Source organism: Vibrio pomeroyi (genome assembly GCA_041879425.1).
In the GTDB taxonomy this organism is placed as follows: domain Bacteria; phylum Pseudomonadota; class Gammaproteobacteria; order Enterobacterales; family Vibrionaceae; genus Vibrio; species Vibrio pomeroyi_A.
The window spans coordinates 554570-575667 of record CP090854.1; the positions used below are offsets into that span (position 1 = coordinate 554570).

17 protein-coding genes are annotated in these 21098 nt (G+C 44.5%); 13 read left to right on the forward strand and 4 right to left on the reverse strand.

Features of this window, described 5'->3' with window-relative positions:
- The first annotated feature begins 699 nt into the window (after positions 1 to 699).
- Together L0992_02525 and yaaA are read left to right on the forward strand one after the other, a co-directional pair.
- The gene (locus L0992_02525) at positions 700 to 2127 is read left to right on the forward strand and encodes a sodium:alanine symporter family protein (protein XGB68673.1); all 1428 of its coding nucleotides are present in this window, start codon (positions 700 to 702) and stop codon (positions 2125 to 2127) included.
- Between the two features lie 189 nt (positions 2128 to 2316).
- Positions 2317 to 3093, forward strand: a complete 777-nt coding sequence (yaaA, locus tag L0992_02530; GenBank protein ID XGB67603.1) for a peroxide stress protein YaaA — start codon at positions 2317 to 2319, stop codon at positions 3091 to 3093.
- Between the two features lie 111 nt (positions 3094 to 3204).
- Here yaaA and srmB read toward each other — a convergent pair whose 3' ends face one another.
- A complete protein-coding gene (gene srmB / locus L0992_02535) occupies positions 3205 to 4470 on the reverse strand; it encodes an ATP-dependent RNA helicase SrmB (GenBank protein ID XGB67604.1) in 1266 nt (421 codons plus the stop codon).
- Between the two features lie 107 nt (positions 4471 to 4577).
- Entirely contained in the window at positions 4578 to 5306 is a 729-nt protein-coding gene (locus L0992_02540) for a methyltransferase (GenBank protein XGB67605.1), read from the reverse strand.
- A gap of 314 nt (positions 5307 to 5620) precedes the next feature.
- Between L0992_02540 and brnQ the strand changes: the two genes are divergently transcribed.
- A complete protein-coding gene (gene brnQ / locus L0992_02545; GenBank protein XGB67606.1) occupies positions 5621 to 6934 on the forward strand; it encodes a branched-chain amino acid transport system II carrier protein in 1314 nt (437 codons plus the stop codon).
- A gap of 121 nt (positions 6935 to 7055) precedes the next feature.
- Here the strand turns inward: brnQ and fldB are convergent, their stop codons facing one another.
- Positions 7056 to 7577 (reverse strand): flavodoxin FldB, encoded by a 522-nt coding sequence (fldB, locus tag L0992_02550; protein ID XGB67607.1) that lies wholly within the window; start codon positions 7575 to 7577, stop codon positions 7056 to 7058.
- Positions 7578 to 7727: 150 nt separating this feature from the next.
- Here fldB and xerD point away from each other — a divergent pair, with 150 nt between their 5' ends.
- From xerD to L0992_02600, 10 genes are all read left to right on the forward strand, one after another.
- A complete protein-coding gene (gene xerD / locus L0992_02555) occupies positions 7728 to 8642 on the forward strand; it encodes a site-specific tyrosine recombinase XerD (GenBank protein XGB67608.1) in 915 nt (304 codons plus the stop codon).
- Positions 8643 to 8668: 26 nt separating this feature from the next.
- Positions 8669 to 9448 carry a thioredoxin fold domain-containing protein gene (locus tag L0992_02560; protein ID XGB67609.1) on the forward strand — a complete coding sequence of 260 codons (780 nt, stop codon included), beginning with the start codon at positions 8669 to 8671 and terminating at the stop codon, positions 9446 to 9448.
- 79 nt (positions 9449 to 9527) lie between these two features.
- Positions 9528 to 11264, forward strand: coding sequence for a single-stranded-DNA-specific exonuclease RecJ (recJ, locus tag L0992_02565; GenBank protein ID XGB67610.1), 1737 nt, complete (start codon positions 9528 to 9530; stop codon positions 11262 to 11264).
- A gap of 233 nt (positions 11265 to 11497) precedes the next feature.
- Positions 11498 to 12596, forward strand: a protein-coding gene (prfB, locus tag L0992_02570; GenBank protein XGB67611.1) for a peptide chain release factor 2 whose coding sequence is annotated in 2 segments (ribosomal slippage) — positions 11498 to 11572 and positions 11574 to 12596 — 1098 coding nt in all. Because the reading frame shifts where the segments join, the coding sequence is not laid out codon by codon here.
- A gap of 81 nt (positions 12597 to 12677) precedes the next feature.
- Complete coding sequence (gene lysS, locus L0992_02575) at positions 12678 to 14210, forward strand: lysine--tRNA ligase (protein ID XGB67612.1); 1533 nt, start codon at positions 12678 to 12680, stop codon at positions 14208 to 14210.
- A 147-nt stretch (positions 14211 to 14357) separates the two neighbouring features.
- Complete coding sequence (locus L0992_02580; GenBank protein ID XGB67613.1) at positions 14358 to 15689, forward strand: IS4 family transposase; 1332 nt, start codon at positions 14358 to 14360, stop codon at positions 15687 to 15689.
- Positions 15690 to 15929: 240 nt separating this feature from the next.
- Positions 15930 to 17270, forward strand: coding sequence for a cyclic-di-GMP-binding transcriptional regulator VpsR (vpsR, locus tag L0992_02585; GenBank protein ID XGB67614.1), 1341 nt, complete (start codon positions 15930 to 15932; stop codon positions 17268 to 17270).
- A 132-nt stretch (positions 17271 to 17402) separates the two neighbouring features.
- Positions 17403 to 18416: an IS110 family transposase gene (locus tag L0992_02590; protein XGB67615.1), complete on the forward strand. Its 1014-nt coding sequence runs from the start codon at positions 17403 to 17405 to the stop codon at positions 18414 to 18416.
- Between the two features lie 757 nt (positions 18417 to 19173).
- Positions 19174 to 19425 (forward strand): DUF1127 domain-containing protein, encoded by a 252-nt coding sequence (locus L0992_02595; protein ID XGB67616.1) that lies wholly within the window; start codon positions 19174 to 19176, stop codon positions 19423 to 19425.
- Positions 19426 to 19629: 204 nt separating this feature from the next.
- Positions 19630 to 19941, forward strand: a complete 312-nt coding sequence (locus L0992_02600) for a DUF6482 family protein (protein XGB67617.1) — start codon at positions 19630 to 19632, stop codon at positions 19939 to 19941.
- Between the two features lie 69 nt (positions 19942 to 20010).
- On the opposite strand, the gene mutH is transcribed toward L0992_02600, so the two are convergent.
- Positions 20011 to 20724 (reverse strand): DNA mismatch repair endonuclease MutH, encoded by a 714-nt coding sequence (gene mutH / locus L0992_02605; GenBank protein XGB67618.1) that lies wholly within the window; start codon positions 20722 to 20724, stop codon positions 20011 to 20013.
- Positions 20725 to 21098: the final 374 nt, after the last annotated feature.

The following is a 21098-nucleotide window of genomic DNA, read 5'->3' on the forward strand; positions in this document are numbered from 1 at the left end:
TTCCGTGGGACTAGTTCTTACGAACCATTAAATATCATATTTAGGTTCACCATAACCTTGATTTGTTTCTCATTTGTTTCAAATCTATGAAGCTTTTGTTCTGTTTTTTTATGCATGCTCACACATTGAGGGAATTTTTATGTACAAAAAACAAGCAAACAAACCTAAGTAAACGATTAAATTACGGGTTATTGAATGTTAATTCATTGTGCGAAAGGAATAGCACTTTAGCCATAATGCATTTAAGTGCGTATTGCCGTGTGCGAGATAGCAATCTTATTGCTCTAGAAAAAAACGCAGATCTTCACTATACCTTGTAAAACCTAGGCTGACGTCATTTTTATAGGATGGTGTTCTTGTTGCGGTGAGGCGATGGTTGTTGTTGATATTATGTCCCGATAATGTGACTTTTATTGGGCTGTATTGTTGAAAAATGTGTTAACAAAAGGTGTGTTATTAGTGAAATGTCATTTTAATATAAGTGCATTTGCATATTGATTTTTAAGCCGTCTCGCTGCATTATCCGCCCGTCAAAAAATACACTGATACGTAAAATGGATGCATGAAGCGACATTTACAATCTAGATCGCAGCAAATAAATATAAAACTAATGCCGACACAACTATTGACACTGGCATAGGTGATCTAGAGGAAGGCTAGGAAGCATGATCGGTGCTTAAACTCAATTACGAGGTTCACGTGACAGACTTAATCAATTTGATGAACGATCTCCTTTGGGGATCTATCTTAGTTTACTTACTGGTTGGTGTGGGTATCTACTTCACCGTACGACTAGGCTTCATTCAATTCCGCCATTTCGGCCACATGTTCTCTGTTCTAAGAAACAGCCGTAAAGCAGACAGTGCTGGTATCTCTTCTTTCCAAGCTCTTTGTACTAGTCTCGCTGCTCGTGTAGGTACGGGTAACATGGCAGGTGTTGCTGTAGCACTAACCGCTGGTGGCCCTGGTGCTATCTTCTGGATGTGGCTAATCGCAATGCTAGGTATGGCAACATCGTTTGCTGAAAGCACACTGGCACAGCTATACAAAACGCGTGATAACGACGGTAACTACCGCGGCGGCCCTGCATACTACATGGAGAAAGGCCTAGGCATGCGTTGGATGGGGGTTCTATTCTCTATCTTCCTAATCATTGCATTCGGTCTTGTATTCAACGCGGTTCAAGCAAACGCGATTGCAAGCGCAATGAACACAGCATTTGACCTTGAGCGTAGCTACGTTGGTGTTGGTATCGTAATTATCTCTGCATTCGTTATCTTCGGTGGTATCCGTAAGATTGCACGTACTGCAGAAATTATCGTTCCAATCATGGCATTAGCTTACCTAGCGATCGCTATGTACGTGATGTTCGCGAACATTGAGAAAGTGCCTGAAGTATTGGCTCTTATCTTCAAGAGTGCATTCGGCCTGCAAGAAGCAGCAGCGGGTGGCCTTGGTTACGCAATCGCACAAGCGATGATTAACGGTATCAAACGTGGTTTGTTCTCGAACGAAGCGGGTATGGGTTCTGCGCCAAACGCAGCAGCTTCTGCTACGCCTTACCCACCGCACCCAGCATCGCAAGGTTACGTGCAAATGCTAGGTGTATTCATGGACACTATTGTTATCTGTTCTGCAACAGTAGCAATCATCCTGATGTCTGGTGAGTATGTACCACACGGTGAAGTAACAGGTATCGAACTAACGCAACGTGCACTAACAGCACAAGTGGGCGAATGGGGCGGCATCTTTGTGGCGGTAGCGATTTTCTTCTTCGCTTTCACTTCAATCATTGCAAACTACTCGTACGCTGAAACGAACCTTATCTTCCTAGAGCACAACAACAAGAAAGGCCTAGTGCTGTTCCGTATTGTTGTACTGGGTATGGTTATGTTTGGTTCTCTAGCGACACTACCAACGGTATGGGCTCTGGCTGACGTATCGATGGGCCTAATGGCGATTGTTAACTTGGTGGCGATTATCCTGCTATCGGGCATCGTGATTAAGCTAGCGAAAGACTACAACCGCCAACTAGACGCGGGTAAAGTACCGACATTCGATTCGAATGACTTCCCTGAGCTTAAGTCTCAACTGGAAGACGGTATTTGGGACAACAACAAGAAGTAATCTTGTTGGAGCGATAAACCGCTCATCCTAAAACGATTAGAAAGGCTAAGGTTTCGACCTTAGCCTTTTTCTTTGCCTGTCGTTTGGCTCATTCTCCCTATCAAAGTAATAGGAAGAGTCATAAAGACAAGTTGATGTTTTTTCTATACTCTAGCAGCATCCAGTTAGATAACCGATTAGGGTAAAGTTATGTTAGTTGTCGTTTCTCCAGCCAAAACACTTGATTACGAATCACCATTAGCGACTGAACGCTTTAGTCAGCCTGAGTTTGTTGAACACTCTGCCGAGCTTATTGAAGAGTGCCGTAAACTGACACCTGCAGATGTATCTGCATTGATGAAAGTCAGCGATAAGATCGCAGGGTTGAACGTAGCGCGCTTTGAGCAATGGAGCGAGACCTTTACCCAAGACAACGCACGCCAAGCCATCCTAGCTTTCAAAGGCGATGTATACACAGGCTTAGACGCTGAGACGCTATCGGATGAAGATTTTGACTACGCACAAAATCACCTGCGCATGCTTTCTGGATTGTATGGTTTGCTTAAGCCTTTAGATTTGATGCAGCCTTACCGCCTAGAGATGGGCACACGCTTAGCGAATGCTCGTGGTACTAACTTGTACCAGTTCTGGGGCAACATCATCACAGACAAGCTGAATGAAGCGTTGAACGCTCAAGGCGACAATGTGTTGATTAACCTAGCGTCGAACGAATACTTTAAAGCAGTGAAGCCGAAGAACTTGGATGGCCAAGTGATTACACCGGTGTTCAAAGACTGTAAGAATGGTCAATACAAGGTCATCAGTTTTTACGCGAAGAAAGCGCGTGGCATGATGGCTCGCTACATTATCGAAAACAAAGTGGATTCAGTCGAAGCACTGACCAAGTTCGATACCGCGGGTTACTATTTCGTTGAAGAAGAGTCGAACGCGAAAGAGTTAGTCTTCAAGCGCGAAGAGCAAAACTAAGTAGGATTGATTAATGGTCGTCACGCTCTATAGCGCGATGCCACCCAGATAGAAAAAGCCCCATGCAGCGAACTGCATGGGGCTTTTTATTGAATCGTTGAAAGCGTTAGATTACTTGTTTTTAACCGCTTTCTTTTTCTTAGCGATTTTCTTCTTCTTAGCGATTTTCTGTTTCGCTACGGCTTTCTTATCTTCTTTCTTCGGCTTCTTCTTCTTAGTCACGGCCGCTTTCTTGTGCGTTGGGCGCATGCCTTCGATGAAGCGTTCTTTGATTGGTTCGTCTGTGTAACGAGCCACACGCTCAATCATCAGTTGATCGTGCGCTTCAATGATAGAAACCGCGTTACCTTTCTTACCAGCACGAGCCGTACGGCCGATACGGTGTAGATATACGTCAGCAGTACGTGGCATGTCGTAGTTGATTACGTGGCTTACGTCTGGAAGGTCGATACCACGAGCAGCAACGTCAGTCGCTAGCAATACGTTTACTGAACCGTCACGGAAACGAGCAATTGCGTTGTTACGACGATCTTGAGGCATCTCACCTTGGATCCATGCACATGGTATTTGCGCGCTTTCTAGTTGAGCACGAAGATCACCTAGGCGATCACGAGTCTTCAAGAACACGATGCTGCGCTCAGCTTGCTCTGTGATGATGTGCTTTAGGATGTTTAGCTTGTGCTCTGCTGTGTCTGCACGGTGGTACCACTGAGTGATCTTCTTACGCTCACGAAGTGATGATTTCGCATCGATCTCCGCTGGGTTTTTCAGTAGATCTTCAGTGAAGCCTTCAACACCTTTACCTTCTAGCGTTGCTGAGAAAAGTAAAGTTTGTTTACGCCAGCGACACTCTGCAGACAGGCGATCAACAACAGGACCAAAGCCCATGTCTAGCATGCGGTCTGCTTCGTCTAGGATCAGCCATTCGATAGCACGACAGTCAAAGCGCTCAGCTTCGATGTATTCCATCAGACGGCCTGGTGTTGCTACTACGATGTCTTGCGTTGTGCCAAGGATATCTGCGTGCTCTTGGTACATCACACCACCTGTGATGGTGAAGATGTTTAGTGCAGTGTATTTCGCAAGCTCACGAGCTTGGTCAGTGATCTGCATTGCCAGTTCACGAGTTGGCGTCAGTATAAGCATACGAGCAGGGCCCGCTTTCTTGCGTGGGAAATCCTGTAGGTACTGCAGTGCTGGCAGTACGAATGATGCTGTTTTACCAGTACCTGTTGGCGCAGAAGCCAAAACGTCTCTTCCATCTAACGCTTGTGGGATTGCTTCAGCTTGTATCTGTGTTGGACGTTCATAGCCCATTTCGTCAATTGCTTTAAGCAGCTCTTGGTTTAGATCGAGTTCTGCAAAGGTTCTGATCACTGTTGTTTCTCCACAAGCAATAAATGTTTCTGCCTCAAAAAGCAGACGATAAAAAAGAGTAGTCGGACATTATAGAAGCATTAGTGATTAGGATCACATGGTATTTGCTACATCTTGAGATAAAAATCTTTAGTAAGTGCAATAAATGCTGCGCTATAACCACCCTGATGATGAATTGTAAGCGATTCACGCTGCAAATCTTGCTCACAAGCAGGATTTTTAGATAACTCAAACAGGATTCGGCTCGCGGGTTTCTTGTCTGTTGTTTTCACATCAAGGCGCTTTGCTAAGTACCAACCACACTGCTGGGCAAGCTTGATGAAGCCTTCTCCCTCTGGCGTTGGCAGTATGAAACTGGCCGTCGCAGAGTCGGTTGTTATCTCGAAGCAGCGCTTCGCAAGATCAAGGTGATCCAAGCTGTCTGTATGTCTGGCTGTGGCTCTTTGGCTTTGCTGTGCTTGTTCGCCAGAGTTGAAGTAGGGCGGGTTACAGATGATCGCATCAAACCTCTGTGGAAAGTTTGCCGTTAATACGCTGTCGTGATGAAGCGAGACACGATCTTGCCAAGGTGACTGCTCAATATTGATGGTCGCTGCATCAATGGCGTGCTGATCAATGTCGATCGCTGAGATAGCGGCATCTTCAAAGCGCTGTGCTGTCATCAAGGCTAGCAACCCTGTGCCTGTTCCTATGTCGAGTACCGATGATTTCGGCGCAAGGCTCATCCACGCACCAAGTAGCACGCCATCGGTGCTGACCGGCATACCGCTCTGCCCACCGTAAATAGAGAATTTCTTAAAATTGAAGCTTTTGGTTTCTATTGTTTTGTCTTTCATGAATGTTCTGAGTATCGAGATATTTTAAGTGATTGGCTCTAATGTTAACCACTTGTATGAATCAATGTTCTGCTTGGTGATTTATTGTTGTGAATTATGGTTAGTTTATAATTATGGCTATTTTTCCATATCCAGTGGAATCCACTGCTTTTTGTTCATATATGCAAATTTATATGGTGTTTTTTTATGGTGACTTGCAGCTAGCTAAGTGTTTCGTCATTATGCGCGACTATTTTATAGATTGATTGGCAGCCTTGAGCTGTAACATTCATGTAAGCACAACATAAATTCATAAATATAATTAAGGATTATCTGTGAAACAGAGTCTAAAACTAACAGATATAATGGCATTGGGCTTTATGCTTTTTGCGTTTTTCTTGGGTGCGGGTAACATCATCTTCCCACCTCTAGCTGGCCAATTGGCTGGTGACCACTTTCTTCCAGCTATGTCTGGTTTTCTGCTGACTGCCGTTGGTCTGCCGTTAATCACAATCGTAGCCGTTGCTGTTGCTGGTGGCTCTTGGGGTCATCTAACCAAAGATCTTCCTAAGCAAGCTGCAACCATCATGGCTGTGCTGATCTTCATCATTATCGGTCCTGCATTTGCTGCACCACGTACCGGTCTTGTTGCTTATGAGATGGCGGTGAAACCGTTCTTCATCGACGCCTCTCAAGCTCACCTCACTCTTTTTTCGATTGCCTTTTTTGTTGTAGCGATGTTCTTCTCATGGTCGCAAGGTAAGCTTATCGATGTAATCGGCAAGGTACTGACACCTGCACTATTCGTTGGCTTAGTTGTACTGGCGATTGCTGTATTCGTTAACCCTCAAGGCGACGTTCTTGCGGCTCACGGTGAGTACATCACTCAACCACTGACTAAAGGTTTCCTTGAAGGCTACAACACCATGGATACTTTTGCTTCTTTGATGTTTGGTATGCTGATTGTTGACGCGATCCGCAGTAAGGGCATTACTGACCGAGCAGCGACGACTAAGTATCTGATCAGCGCTGGTTGTATTGCAGCCGCTGGCCTAGCGTTTGTTTACATCTCTCTGTTCTTCCTAGGCGCAACAAGTGCAACAGTAGCAGCCGGTGCGGACAACGGTGGTGCTATCTTAAGCCTATACGTTCAATCTTTGTTTGGCCCTTCTGGTCAGCTAGTGCTTTCTGTGATCGTACTATTGGCGTGTCTAACCACAGCGATTGGCCTAGTATCAGCATGTTCTGATTACTTCAGCTCGCTAACGCCTCTGTCTTACAAGACTTGGGTAATCATTAACGGTGTCGCTTGTGCAACCGTAGCGAACGTGGGTCTTTCTCAACTGATTTCTCTGTCTGTACCAGTACTGTTTGCACTTTACCCAGTCGCTATCGCTCTAGTAGCACTTACGTTCTTGCGCAGCCGTTTCCCTAATCCAAAAGCGGCTTACCGCGTGGTGGTATTAGTGTCTCTACTGTTTGCTCTAATTGATGGCGCTAAAGTAGCGGGTGTGGATGTATCTGCACTGAAGATGCTGCCACTGTTTGAGATCGGCATGGGTTGGTTACTGCCAACAACTGCAGCAATCATTTGTATGTTCTTTGTTGGTAAATCAACAGAGCAAGAGATGGCAGAAGAGACGGTTTAATCTTTCCGTTGAGATTAAATAGTCACTAGACATAGAAAAGGCCTCATTACTTCGCAGTAATGAGGCCTTTTTGTATTCTGTGTGTTTCTATATGAACAGATCTTCGAGAGCGAATATGCGCTTATAGCTTTTCGCTGTACTCAACCAGAACTTGCTCTACCCAGCTTGCGATACGGTCGTCGCTGAGTTCGTATTGTGAATCTTCATCAAGCGCCAAACCAACGAATTGTGATTGGTCTTCGGTGAGTGCTTTAGACGCTTCGAACTCGTAGCTGTCATCGTTTGGCCAGAAGCCAACAAACTCTGCACCAGCGGTTTTCAGTTCGTCATGCAATAGACCCATCGCATCTAAGAACCATTCACCGTAACCTTCTTGGTCACCCAAACCAAACAGTGCCACAACCTTGCCTTTAACTGGCGTTGTCGCGATGTCGTCCCACAGTTCATTCCAATCTTCTTGGATTTCACCGAAGTCCCATGTTGAGATGCCCAGTAATAAAAGGTCGTAGTCTGCCATCAATGAAAGAGGGGTTTCTTTCACGTTATGGATATCAACTAGGTCTTCACCAATAATGCCGCGAATCTTTTCTGCTGCCATTTCGGTGTAGCAGGTGGTTGAGCCGTAAAATAATCCAATTTTCATAGCAAACGTTCGATTTTAATTTCAGATGGCGAATTCTAACCATAAATCGACTTCGATTGCAGCGATTATCCGCTCAAGTCGTAATTTTTATGGCATTCATATTTGCTCTGGCATACTCTCAAAACAGTTTCCAATATTGTGAGTAACACTATGCAGTCGCCTCAAGGGCAGAGCGCAGACCACGGTCTAGTAGAACAGTTTTTAGATGCTATGTGGATGGAGCGAGGGTTATCTGAGAATACGCTTGTCTCGTATCGTACTGATTTGTCCAAGCTACTTACCTGGATGGAACAGCACAATTACCGCCTCGATTTTATTAGCCTTTCAGGGCTACAAGATTATCAAGGCTGGTTAGCCGATGCTGATTTTAAGCAGACTTCTCGTGCACGCATGTTGTCGGCAATTCGTCGCCTGTTTCAATATTTGCACCGTGAGAAAATCCGGGCTGATGACCCAAGCGCTTTGTTAATAAGCCCTAAGCTTCCTCAACGCTTGCCAAAAGATTTGAGCGAAGAACAAGTGGACGCCTTACTCGATGCGCCAGATCCGAACGATCCTATTGAGCTTCGCGATAAAGCCATGCTTGAGTTACTCTATGCCACCGGTTTACGTGTGACGGAACTGGTTAGTTTGACGATGGAAAACATCAGCCTAAGACAAGGCGTGGTGCGTGTTATTGGTAAAGGCGGCAAAGAGCGCTTGGTACCAATGGGCGAAAATGCCGTAGATTGGATTGAGACGTTTATTGAACAAGGTCGTCCGCAGTTGCTTGGTGAAAACAGTTCAGACGTGGTTTTTCCGAGTAAGCGCGCCAAGCAAATGACCCGTCAGACGTTCTGGTACCGTATTAAGCATTACTCGGTTATCGCAGGTATCGATACTGAATTGTTGTCACCGCACGTATTAAGACACGCTTTTGCGACGCATTTACTGAACTATGGCGCCGATCTCAGGGTCGTACAGATGTTGCTTGGGCATAGTGACTTATCGACAACCCAAATTTATACTCACGTGGCGACTGAAAGGCTGAAGCAAATTCACGCGCAGCATCACCCTCGTGCTTAAATCCATTTATTTTTAAGGTGAACTTAATGAGCGTATTACGCCGTCTTCCTCTATTAGCGCTTCCACTGATGATTACTGCATGTAACGCATCAGAAGCTAAAGTAGAACAAACATCAACAGCCGTTGAAGTTGCTCCAGCTCAAGCGATTGATACAGCAGCGTTAACTAAGCGCTTCGAAAAAATCGGTATCAAAGTTGATAAGATCGTTCCTTCAGATATCGATGGTCTGTTAGAGATTCAAACCAACAGCGGCATTATCTTCTCTTCTCCAAAAGGTGATCACTTTCTAGCGGGCACACTTTACTCTTTGGATGAGAACGGCAAATTCAGTGATGTATTGGCTGAGCGACAAGCGCCGCTTAATGCTGAAAAAGTAGCAGCACTGTCAGATACGGTTATCGAATATAAAGCGGATAACGAAAAGCACGTTGTGACTGTGTTTACGGATATTACGTGTGGTTACTGTGTTCGTCTGCACAGCCAAATGCAGGGCTACAACGACTTAGGTATTACCGTTCGTTACATGGCTTACCCACGCCAAGGTGCAACGGGTCAAGTTGCAGACCAAATGGCAGCAATTTGGGCTTCTGAAGATCCAAAAGCAGCGATGCACAATGCCAAAGTAGAACGTCAAATGCCAGCATCAGGTAAAGACCTTGCTGAGCAGAAACAGATCATCGCGAAACAATACCAACTTGGTCGTGAGCTTGGCATCAATGGTACGCCAGCTATCGTATTAGAAAGTGGTGAGTTGGTGAGTGGTTACTTACCGCCAGCACAACTGCTTCAACGTTTAGAGCAATAATCTCGTTTTCTGATTGCCAATTTATCCCCCATGTTTTTGATTTAAGGAGTGGCCTGATTGATATCGGGCCCATTTTTATATGATAGAGATCCAACGCCGTCCAGAGGTCGACATTTCAGTTTTACCTGCTCACTTACCTGACTTGTTAAAGCGCATTTATGTGAGTCGTGGTATCGACAGTGCTGACCAACTTGAGACTGCTGCGAAAGGCTTGCACTCTTATCAAAAACTGGGCGGTATTGATGCTGCGGTTGAATTGTTGTTCAAAGCCATTCAACAGCAAAAACGCATCATCATTGTTGGTGACTTTGATGCAGATGGAGCAACCAGTTCAGCGTTATCAGTACTTGCCCTGCGTATGTTGGGCAGCTCTAACGTTGATTATCTGGTACCAAACCGTTTTGAAGATGGTTATGGCTTGAGCCCTGAGGTTGTTGAACAGGCAATCGAGCTTGGTGCCGAAGTGATCATGACGGTTGATAACGGTGTTTCTTCGATTGAAGGTGTGCGTTTTGCCAAAGAGAAAGGACTAGAAGTTCTGGTTACCGACCATCACTTACCGGGCAATGAGCTGCCAATGGTTGATGCGATGGTGAATCCGAACCTTGAAAGTTGCGCTTTTCCTTCAAAAGCCTTAGCTGGTGTTGGCGTGGCTTTTTACCTGATGATGGCATTGTGTGTTCACATGCGTAAATTGGGTTGGTTTGCTCAACACGGCATGACAGAGCCTAAGTTGATGGAACTGATTGACCTTGTGGCGTTGGGTACCGTTGCCGACGTAGTTCCACTTGATGAAAATAACCGAATCTTGGTGCATCAAGGCTTGCAACGTATTCGTGCGGGCAAAGCTCGTCCGGGTATTCAAGCTTTGATCGAAATTGCCAAGCGAGACGCTAAGCGTTTGGTAGCTTCTGATTTTGGTTTTGCACTGGGGCCTCGCATTAACGCAGCTGGTCGATTGGACGATATGTCTTTTGGCGTTGAACTATTGATGAGCAATAACATCCATGCCGCGCGCCGAATGGCCAGCGAGTTAGATGGTTTAAACCAAACACGTAAAGAGATCGAAGAGGGCATGAAGCAAGAAGCGATGGCTTTTTGTGAGCGCCTTGAATTTGGTAAAGACGACCTACCTTCTGGTTTAGCCTTGTTCCAACGTGATTGGCATCAAGGTGTGATTGGTATCTTGGCTTCGCGTATTAAAGATAAATACCACCGTCCTGTGATTGCGTTTGCAGATGGTGGCGAAGGCAGTATCAAAGGCTCTTGCCGCTCGATTCCGGGTTTGCACATGCGTGATGCTTTAGATCGTATCGACACTCAAAATCCAGGTTTGATTCTAAAGTTTGGTGGTCACGCAATGGCAGCAGGCTTAACCATCATGGAAAAGAACTTTGAACGTTTCAGCAAGCTATTTAATGAGGCTGTGAAGAGTGAGCTTGGAGAAACAGCACTTAAGGGTATTATCTTGTCTGATGGAGAGCTATTACCAGAAGAGTTTTCGATGCACACCGCCGAAACATTGCGTTCAGGTGGTCCGTGGGGACAAGCTTTCCCTGAGCCCATCTTTGATGGTGAGTTTAAAGTTCTGCATCAAAAGTTAGTGGGTGAAAAGCATCTAAAGTTAATGCTTGAGCCATTGTATAAAGGCCACCCGACCAATGTGATGATTGATGGTATTGCGTTTAATGTTGATCTACGTCGCTGGCCTGATGCCTCAGTGAAAACGGTACATCTTGCATATAAGCTCGATATTAACGAATTTCGCGGCAACCAATCGTTGCAGTTGATGATCGACCATATCGAAGCCAAATAGTTTTTTAGGCTCAAGAACGCTCATCATATAGCGCCAAATTCAACAAGCTCTGTTCAAAGCAGTGCTTGTTTTCTTCCTTTTCCTTATAAATTTTACGTCTTTCTTTTGTCTGTCAATTTTATATCTCATTAAGTTGTTGAATCTTGGTTCTACACTCTAAAAAATTCTGTATATCCATCACACTTTTGAGTACAATTCTTCGGTTAAATTCTACTCATAAATGATGAGCTAAAATGTTTGAAATCAATCCTATTAAAAACCGTCTGCAGGATGTGTCTGAGCGCACGAATATCCTGAGGGGGTACCTTTGACTATGACGCTAAGAAAGAGCGTCTAGAAGAAGTAAATGCAGAATTAGAACAACCGGATGTATGGAACGAACCTGAGCGTGCTCAAGCGCTAGGTAAAGAGCGTTCTGCACTGGAGGCGGTCGTCGAAACGATTGATCAACTTGACCAAGGTGTTGAGGATGTTGATGGTTTGCTCGAGCTTGCGGTTGAAGAAGAAGATCAAGAAACGTTCGACGAAATTGAACCAGAGCTAGCGGAGCTTGAAGCTAAGTTAGGTAAACTTGAGTTCCGTCGTATGTTCTCTGGTGAGCATGATGCTTCAGACTGTTATATCGATCTACAGTCGGGTTCAGGTGGTACTGAAGCTCAAGACTGGACTTCAATGATGCTGCGTATGTACTTGCGTTGGGCTGAAGCTAAGGGCTTCAAAACGGAAGTTATCGAGGTATCTGAAGGGGAAGTTGCTGGTTTAAAAGGTGCAACGGTACGTATCTCTGGTGAGTATGCTTATGGTTGGTTACGTACAGAGACAGGTGTTCACCGTCTGGTTCGTAAATCACCATTTGATTCAAGTGGCCGTCGTCATACTTCATTTGCATCTGCGTTTATCTACCCAGAGATTGATGACAACATTACGATCGACATTAACCCTTCTGACTTACGTATTGACGTATACCGAGCTTCGGGCGCTGGTGGTCAGCACGTAAACACCACGGAATCGGCGGTACGTATTACCCACGTTCCTACCAATACTGTGGTTCAATGTCAGAATGACCGTTCGCAGCATAAGAACAAAGATCAAGCGATGAAGCAGCTACGTGCTAAGCTTTTTGAACTTGAGATTCAAAAACAAAATGCTGAAAAACAAGCGAATGAAGATACCAAATCAGACATAGGTTGGGGCAGCCAAATCCGCTCTTACGTACTGGATGATTCTCGTATCAAAGATTTACGCACCGGCATCGAAAACCGTAATACTCAAGCGGTTCTTGACGGTGACTTAGACAAATTTATTGAAGCTAGCCTGAAATCAGGTCTGTAAGCTAAACCAAGTATATTTGTAAAAATGCCTATATTTGCAAAGATATAGCGGTCCAAATTTTAAAAGCAGGGTACATCTCTAATGACTGATGCTGTTCAAAACGAAAACGCACAAGAAGCTTCTTCACCTGAAGAGAACAAACTAATCGCTGAGCGCCGCAGCAAGCTGGATCACATCCGCCAAAACTGCAAAGCTAACGGGCACCCAAATGATTTCCGTCGTGAGCACCTAGCTGGCGATCTTCAAGCGGAATTCGGTGAGAAGACTAAGGAAGAGCTAGAAGAGCTTAACCACATTGTTGCGATCGCTGGTCGTGTTATGGCGAAGCGTGGTCCATTCCTTGCGATTCAAGAAACTTCTGGTCGTATCCAAGCATACGCAGCGAAAGACGTACAAAAAGTACTGAAAGAGAAGTACCAAGGCCTAGATATCGGTGACATCATCGGTGTTAAAGGTGCGCTTCACAAATCAGGTAAAGGTGACCTTTACGTGAACATGGAAGAGTTTGAACTGCTGACTAAAGCACTTCGTCCTCTACCAGAGAAGTTCCACGGTCTAACTGACCAAGAGATGCGTTACCGTCAGCGTTACGTTGACCTAATCGTGAACGAAGACTCTCGCAATGCATTCATCGTGCGTTCTAAGCTTGTATCTTCAATCCGTAACTTCATGAGCGCTAAAGGCTACCTAGAAGTTGAAACGCCAATGATGCACGTGATCCCAGGTGGTGCAACTGCACGTCCATTCATCACTCACCACAATGCACTAGACATCGACATGTACCTACGTGTTGCACCAGAGCTTTACCTTAAGCGTCTAGTAGTTGGTGGTTTTGATCGTGTATTCGAGATCAACCGTAACTTCCGTAACGAAGGTCTATCTCCACGTCACAACCCAGAATTCACAATGATGGAATTCTACCAAGCGTACTCTGACTACAAAGACCTTATGGATCTGACAGAAGAGATGCTAAGCACGGCAGCAATGGACGTTCTTGGTTCAACTTCTATGCCTTATGGTGACGAAACGGTTGAGTTCGGTGGCACTTACGCTCGTATGAGCATGTTCGATGCAATCAAACACTACAACCCTGAGCACGCTGAGATTCAAGCGCTAACAGAAGCAGACCTACAAGACCGTGAGAAGATGGTTGCTATCGCAAAATCTGTACACGTAGACGTAGAAACGTTCTGGACATGTGGTCAGCTTCTAGAAGAGATCTTTGGTGAAACGGCTGAGCCTCAGCTAATTCAACCAACGTTCATCACTGGCTACCCAGCGGACATCTCTCCTCTAGCACGTCGTAGCGATGACAACCCATTCTTCACAGACCGTTTTGAGTTCTTCATCGGTGGCCGTGAAGTAGCGAACGGTTTCTCTGAGCTTAACGATGCACAAGACCAAGACGAGCGTTTTAAAGCGCAAGTTAACGCGAAAGACGCAGGCGATGATGAAGCAATGTACTACGATGCAGACTACATCACAGCACTAGAGCACGGCCTACCGCCAACAGCGGGTCAAGGTATCGGTATCGACCGTCTAGCAATGCTATTTACAAACACGCACACAATCCGTGACGTGATCTTGTTCCCGGCAATGCGTCCACAAGCGTAACTTTCGCTTACGGGTCGTAGCAGCCCATAAAATTAAAAAGCCACCTTCGGGTGTAATGCCGATCAGTTAAGAAATTTGTGAGATCATTTGACCGATCCTCAAAAGGCTTCAGAATCCGATATTAGGAAACTAATATCGGATTTTTTTATGTCTTTAGAAAGCCAACTTGCCAATACTTTTCAGTCGTGTAATACCTTCCACCACTTTGAAAAATACTCTGAAATTCTTAGTCCAGAGCTTATCCAGCAGGGTTTTGAGCAAGCTGGCGTCGCAACCGTTAGAAGAAGACGGTTACCTTTGGAGGCTGTACTTTGGTCCGTTGTTGGAATGAGTCTCTTTCGTCAACAATCTGTTTGGGATATCGCTAACCAACTCGATATTGTTTTGCCAGACAAACAGCGCTTTGTTGCCCCAAGTGCTGTTGTTCAAGCGAGACAGAGATTAGGCGAAGAAGGTGTTAAGCAAGTCTTTAAGAAGATGGCTGCGCATAGCTATCAATCGTCTAACTTCGAAACTTGGTGTGGACTAAACCTTCTATCCGTCGATGGTGTCGTTTGGAGAACGACAGATACACCTGAAAATCATCAAGAGTTTAAAGCACAAAGCAATCAATCATCTGAGAATATTTACCCTAAGGTACGTATGGTTTGCTTGATGGAGCTTACAAGTCATCAACTAATCGATAGTACATTCTCTGACTATCGCACCAGCGAAATGCGCCTTGCAGAAGAACTCATTGAACAAACCCCCGATCATTCGTTGACTATTTTTGACAAAGGATACTACTCTCTAGGGCTACTTAATCGCTGGAATAAGGTAGGCAAAGAAAGGCATTGGATGCTCCCTGTGAAAAAAGACTTCCAGTATGAAGTCGTTCATAAATACAGTCAGAGTGACGCTATCGTTGATATAAAAACGACACATCAGGCAAGAAAGAAGTTCAGTGATCTCCCTGAGACAATAGAAGCAAGGTTAGTGTCGAAAATTATCAAAGGAAAGACATATCAGGTGCTTACATCAATGCGTGATGGGTTGCGCTTTCCTGGTGAAGACATCGTAGAGCTTTATCGCTATCGTTGGGAAATCGAATTAGGCTATCGGGAAATGAAGCAAACCTTGCTTGATAGTGAGTATACATTACGCAGTAAGCGCCCAGATATGGTCAAGCAGGAGCTCTGGGGAATTTTGCTCGCCTATAACCTTATAAGACAAGTCATGACAAAGGCTGCGAGTCAATTAGATAGCGTTTGGCCAAATCAATTAAGCTTTACGAGTAGTGCTATGGCTGTGACTCAATACTTCGCGGCTTTACCTTTAACGAGTCCTGGAAAACTTCCTAAACATTATGAAGTCTTACTCAAGCAAATATCCATGTTTACCCTGCCACCTCGAAGAGAAGATAGAAGTTACCCTCGTTGGGTGAAACTGAAACCCAAAAAATATGCAACGAACAGAAAAAATGCCAGTCAGCTTAACTGACTGGCATTACACCTTCGGGTGGCTTTTTCTGTTTTTATCCTTCAAAACCTAACCTGTACCGCACTCTTGATTCGAAAAATCATTATTTCTGACATAGTCTTACTATTGAGACAAAAAATCTAAGATAGTCTCACTACTATACGTCTCTGCGCTGAATACGATCTCGCGGCATTTTGTCGAGCGATGAAAGCAGTGACTCGTATTAGCCTGATTTAAATAAAAATAGAATAAGGAAGAAGGATGGGAACTCAATTTAAGATGGATTCCTTACCAGGTTCTCTTATCGTCGTTGGTGGTGCGTACGAACCCTGGTTATCTGTATTAGAACAAGTGGGTTGGCAATGCACCCAATGTGCAGATTTACGAAAAGCCGATGCCTTGATTGCTGACATTGGCCCATGCATTGGCATTGTCGATCTTAGCCATGATGAGTTCAGCCTCAACGGTATTGCTAACCTCGTGAGCAATAACAAACAGGTGAGATGGCTCGCCTTTATTCGTGAATCGCAATTAAGCTCTGATACGATCTGCCAGTTTATCGTTAACTTCTGTATCGACTTTTTCACGGCGCCAATCCCTGACGCTCAGCTATTGAGTACTATTGGTCACCAGTTGGGTATGCTTAAGCTTGAGCAGAAAGTATGGCCAAACTACGGCATTAACAACAATATGGGCCTGCTGGGTGACTCTGTCGCTGTAAAGCGCTTAAGAGACCAAGTGAAGCGTATTGGGCCGACTGACGTCAGTATCTTAATTTACGGAGAGAGTGGGGCTGGCAAAGAGACGATTGCACGCTCGATTCATCAAAACTCTTCGCGAGCACAGAAACCATTTCTCACGGTGAATTGCCGAGCCTTGTCTGAAATGAGAATAGAAGCTGAGGTGTTTGGTATCTCAGCATCAACACAACAAGCGACAGCACCATGTATGTTGGAAGAAGCCGATGGCGGAACCATCCTACTCAATGATGTGTTGGCGATGCCACGCAATCAGCAGTTGAACCTGCTGCGTTTTTTGCAGGAAGGAAAAATTGAAACAGCGAACGGACCAAAATCTGTCGATGTACGTATTCTTGCTGCGAACTCTTCTGATATCGAAAAAGCACTGATTGAAGGTGACTTTAATGAAGAGCTTTATCACTACATCAATGTTCTACGTATTCATGTTCCGAGCTTGAAAGAGCGTGTGAGTGATATTTCGGTACTGGCGAATCATTTTCTGCGTGAGTACTCGAAAGAGTTTAATGCTCAGGCTAAGAGCTTTTCAGAAGATGCTATTCGTTCGATGAATCGCTATCACTGGCCAGGTAATGTCCGTGAGCTGATGAATCAGATTAAGCGTGTTGTTCTGATGTCGGATGCGGTGATCATCGAAGATCATCAACTTGATTTACCAAAACAGAATGATGAACGCCGCAGCTTAAAAAGCATTCGTGAACGTTCAGAGCGCGATGCATTGCTGATTGTATTGGAGTCTTATGGTGGACAGGTTTCATTGGCGGCTAAGGAGCTTGGCGTATCACGAGCCACCATGTACCGTTTGTTGAATAAACACAGCCTTATTTCTGAGGGTGTTGTGTAGAACTCTCTTCTAAGTCATTCAATCTGTTAGTGTAAATTTAAGAGCCACGCATCATGCGTGGCTTAATTATATGGTCCGCCTCACTCTCAAGCCCTTAAGCTTAGAGTAGGCTCTCAGAATGAGGTGAACCATATGTCTTCTATTCATATTTTAGGTATCGACCTAGGTAAACATTGCTTCCATGCTATCGCACATAACCGTTGTGGCGTGGAGGTGCTGCGTCGTAAATTTAATCGCACTCAACTCTTAATCTTTCTTAGTAAAATAGAACCAACAACCATTGCTTTCGAAGCTTGTGGCGGTGCTCATTGGCTTGCTCGAAAGTGTAGTGAGTTTGGACATCAACCCCGACTTATTCCTCCTCAGTATGTTAAACCTTATGTCAAAGGCAATAAAAACGATTTCATCGATGCTTCAGCGATCGCAGAGGCTGCGGGTCGACCGACCATGAGGTTTGTAGCTGTAAAAAGTGAAGAGGCTCAAGTCATCGCAGCGATTCATCGAGTCAGAGATAGTTATATCAAGGAGAGAACCGCCACTATGTCGCGGATCGGCGCGATCTTACTTGAGTTCGGCCTTAGCTTTCCCAAAGGGCATGCAAAGATGAAGTCTCTGTTTCAATGGTTAGCAGAACAAACCGTCTCATTACCAAAAAGCTTGCTATGTGAATTGATATCTATTCACGAACATTACAAGTACCTTAATGAACAAATCAAAACTCAAGATAACAAGCTTCAAACTATTGTTAATAATAACGAAAGTGCTCAATTATTAAAAACTATCCCTGGAATTGGTGATCTTACCTCCACATTGTGTATTGCCGATGTAAGCTCTCCGAGTAACTTTACCAATGGCCGTGAGATGGCGGCTTGGTTGGGGCTTGTGCCAAGGCAATTCTCAACGGGAGGAAAGACCAAGCTACTTGGTATGAGTAAACGAGGGAATAAACACCTCAGAACTCTGTTTATCCATGGGGCAAGGGCTGTACTCTCTAGACTAGAGACGACAGGGAAAGTGTTTGGAGAGTGGCTTGTGAATCTACGAGCCACCAAACCATTTAATGTAGTGGTAGTCGCATTAGCCAACAAGCTAGTGAGGATAGCTTGGGCGGTGTTATACCACCGCCAAGCTTTTAAGGCTGTTTAGCTATAACCAAGTTTGCAACGCCAATGAACGTGATGACAAGAACGGTCAATCGGCCAGATTAAGAACCTGACACAAAAAATAGCAATTAATGCTTTGGGCTTTTTAAGGATAATCTGGCGCGGATATCATCGTGGAGCTGGGAAGCTAGTGCTCCCAACAAGGACTCCGAATACATTAGCGCAAACCAACTCCGTTATTACTTAATTGTAGTTGCAATAACGGGGCGGACCATACATTTTTGTTGCTAATCGCTGCGTTTAAGCTCGAACGATCGAGAGATGAACTCTCAGTCACTAAGAGAGATCTGCTGTAATTTTATATAATCATAGTGAATATCTTATATATAAATGAATATGCAACTGATATTTCAGGTGAATGCATTGTTTTGAAAATGTTAACCAATTATCGGTTGAATAATATACTCACTTGGTTAGACTTTAACCGTGAAAGCAGCGATTTAACAAAGACTTGTCTGCTTTACTACCCCATTTCTTTTTGGATTTTTTAGTTAGCTTGGAGGCGCAAATGAAACATTTCGATTTTATACAGCATATTTGCGCTTCGTTTGATCCGTGTTCTGACATGGTGACTGTTATGTCACAAACATCAGCCATGGCCGATCGAAACACCCAAGATAAACCTAACTAATAGATCCGTACCCTTATTTGGCTGCGGAAAAATAGCAGCTAAATGAGAAGCCCTCATACTATCTAACACGCTATTTTTCCTCAGTTTATTCAACAACTGGAGAGTTATTATGCGTCACTCAGTATATTTAAAATTAGCAACAGTCCTTATCCGTGCAGACCTTCGTCGTGAAGAGCGTGAATGGCAACGAAAAGTTCGTCGCAGTTCATATGATCTACCATGGAACAATACTCACTTATTAAGAGATATTGGTCTTGAAGCAGATGGTCGACCTATTGGTTTTTCTGAACCTGAAGTCGTTACTATTGAACGTCGAGTACGTCACCTTCGTCGTGTCTTAAGTGCGCGAATACCGACGTAATCTGCGGGGTTGATAGCACCTTTCAACCCCTTAGATAAGTCACAGGGATAGTTATGGCGTCAAAAGTGTGAGCTTTTGAACTAGAACTGACCAAAAAAGAGAAGCGCTTGCTTCTCTTTTTTGGTTTTTTAATCGAGAAAAATCAACACGCCCTAGTAAAGAAATAGAGTTCTACTAAGCTTTAGAGAGCAAGGGAGGCCGGCTATGCAAAAGCATCAATTAGACATGTGGTTACATGGAGAGCACAAAGACTCTTATCAGACACCTAAAGTGTACGTTATTGGTTGTTCTGATATCTCAGAGTATCTATTGGCGGTGGAGTACAAACACAAGCTAGAACCAGTAAAGCAAGACGGCGAGCCGCTTCACTTTGGATCCTTGGATCAAGTGAAAGAGGAGTTACTCCGGCTCGGCTTTGAAAAGGCCTACCTTCGCTTGCACAACGCGTATGATGAGTTTGGTAGTGAGCCAAGCCAAAGCTACTGCGATATTGAACTGGCGCTCAAACCTCATTAGAACTCGTTTCTTATTACCGACGGTTGATAACACATTGATCATCCGATCTTAGAGGTGCGTTAGAACCACCTATGCGTAGTGTGTCGTCAGCAATTTGTGGGTGAACTGAGTTCTTAGGTAAAAACCACGCGGTTTAGTCTTGATGGGCTTTCCACTAGCACCGTAAGCTTCCGTTAACACTCGGCTGTTGGCGGCTTTTGGTCGTAGATGCAGCGCTTCACCGTGTCTTGCTGTTATTTGTTCAACATTGCCTAACACGATCAATTCCATCAGTTCTTCCCAATCCCTTTTTAGCAGCTCGTTTTCAGCCTCGCTTGGTGTCCATAGCAAAGGGGATCCTACGTGCCTTTCTGCCAATGGGATCTCTCTTTCTCCCTCAACAGGGATCCACAACACTTTGGATAGCTTGTTACGAACGTGACTGGTTTCCCAGGTAATGCCTTGTACGCCCATTAATGGAGCGACACAAACAAACGTGGTTTCGAGCGGCTTTCCAGAGTAGCCAATCGGAATGCTTTTGAGCTCAATACCTAGCTTCGCAAAATCTTGTTCTGGTTTACTACCAGCAGGTGCGCCTAAGTGCCATTCCAAAAGCTGTCCAACCCAGCCTTTATCACGCTTCAGGTCGTTTGGCATGTCCATCTCGGCTTCGTCTGCGAGCTCTTTGAAAGTCATTCCGGCAATCGCGTAGGCTCTGTCTAACAGCTCTTGTTGTGTTTGTGGTTCTGGTTTCATAATAAAAGGCATGATCAAAAAAACGATTTTATCAGAAGTTATCACCATATGACGACTGGTTAAGAAATGATCTCATTGCGACTAAAGGGATCAAAGTTAGGGTTATCCACAGGACATGAACGTAATTAATTGAAATATTAATTTAGTGGATAAATAAACAGGGGTTTGTGGTGGATAAAATGCTTGCCAAACAGGGGTTAAAATGAATCTTTCCATTAGCAGTGTGGATAAACACCGGAGTGGTTGATCTTTAACCACGTTCTAATTTTAAAAGATCTTTTTCATTTCTCTTGTTTTTGGGAATTGATTTTTAGTTTTAAATGCCTGATTTTAAATGGATTTAAATTTAATTTATAGATTTGTTGTTTTGGGTGTTGATGAATCTATGGATTAAAAAAAACGATTGCGGGTAATTCTTCACA

Excerpts from the sequence above, each read along its gene's own strand:
- yaaA (XGB67603.1), top strand. The coding sequence starts at position 2,317 with ATGTTAGTTGTCGTTTCTCCAGCCAAAACACTTGATTACGAATCACCA.
- L0992_02540 (XGB67605.1), bottom strand. The coding sequence starts at position 5,306 with ATGAAAGACAAAACAATAGAAACCAAAAGCTTCAATTTTAAGAAATTC.
- fldB (XGB67607.1), bottom strand. The coding sequence starts at position 7,577 with ATGAAAATTGGATTATTTTACGGCTCAACCACCTGCTACACCGAAATG.
- xerD (XGB67608.1), top strand. The coding sequence starts at position 7,728 with ATGCAGTCGCCTCAAGGGCAGAGCGCAGACCACGGTCTAGTAGAACAG.
- L0992_02560 (XGB67609.1), top strand. The coding sequence starts at position 8,669 with ATGAGCGTATTACGCCGTCTTCCTCTATTAGCGCTTCCACTGATGATT.
- recJ (XGB67610.1), top strand. The coding sequence starts at position 9,528 with ATGATAGAGATCCAACGCCGTCCAGAGGTCGACATTTCAGTTTTACCT.
- lysS (XGB67612.1), top strand. The coding sequence starts at position 12,678 with ATGACTGATGCTGTTCAAAACGAAAACGCACAAGAAGCTTCTTCACCT.
- L0992_02580 (XGB67613.1), top strand. The coding sequence starts at position 14,358 with ATGTCTTTAGAAAGCCAACTTGCCAATACTTTTCAGTCGTGTAATACC.
- vpsR (XGB67614.1), top strand. The coding sequence starts at position 15,930 with ATGGGAACTCAATTTAAGATGGATTCCTTACCAGGTTCTCTTATCGTC.
- L0992_02590 (XGB67615.1), top strand. The coding sequence starts at position 17,403 with ATGTCTTCTATTCATATTTTAGGTATCGACCTAGGTAAACATTGCTTC.
- L0992_02595 (XGB67616.1), top strand. The coding sequence starts at position 19,174 with ATGCGTCACTCAGTATATTTAAAATTAGCAACAGTCCTTATCCGTGCA.
- L0992_02600 (XGB67617.1), top strand. The coding sequence starts at position 19,630 with ATGCAAAAGCATCAATTAGACATGTGGTTACATGGAGAGCACAAAGAC.
- mutH (XGB67618.1), bottom strand. The coding sequence starts at position 20,724 with ATGGTGATAACTTCTGATAAAATCGTTTTTTTGATCATGCCTTTTATT.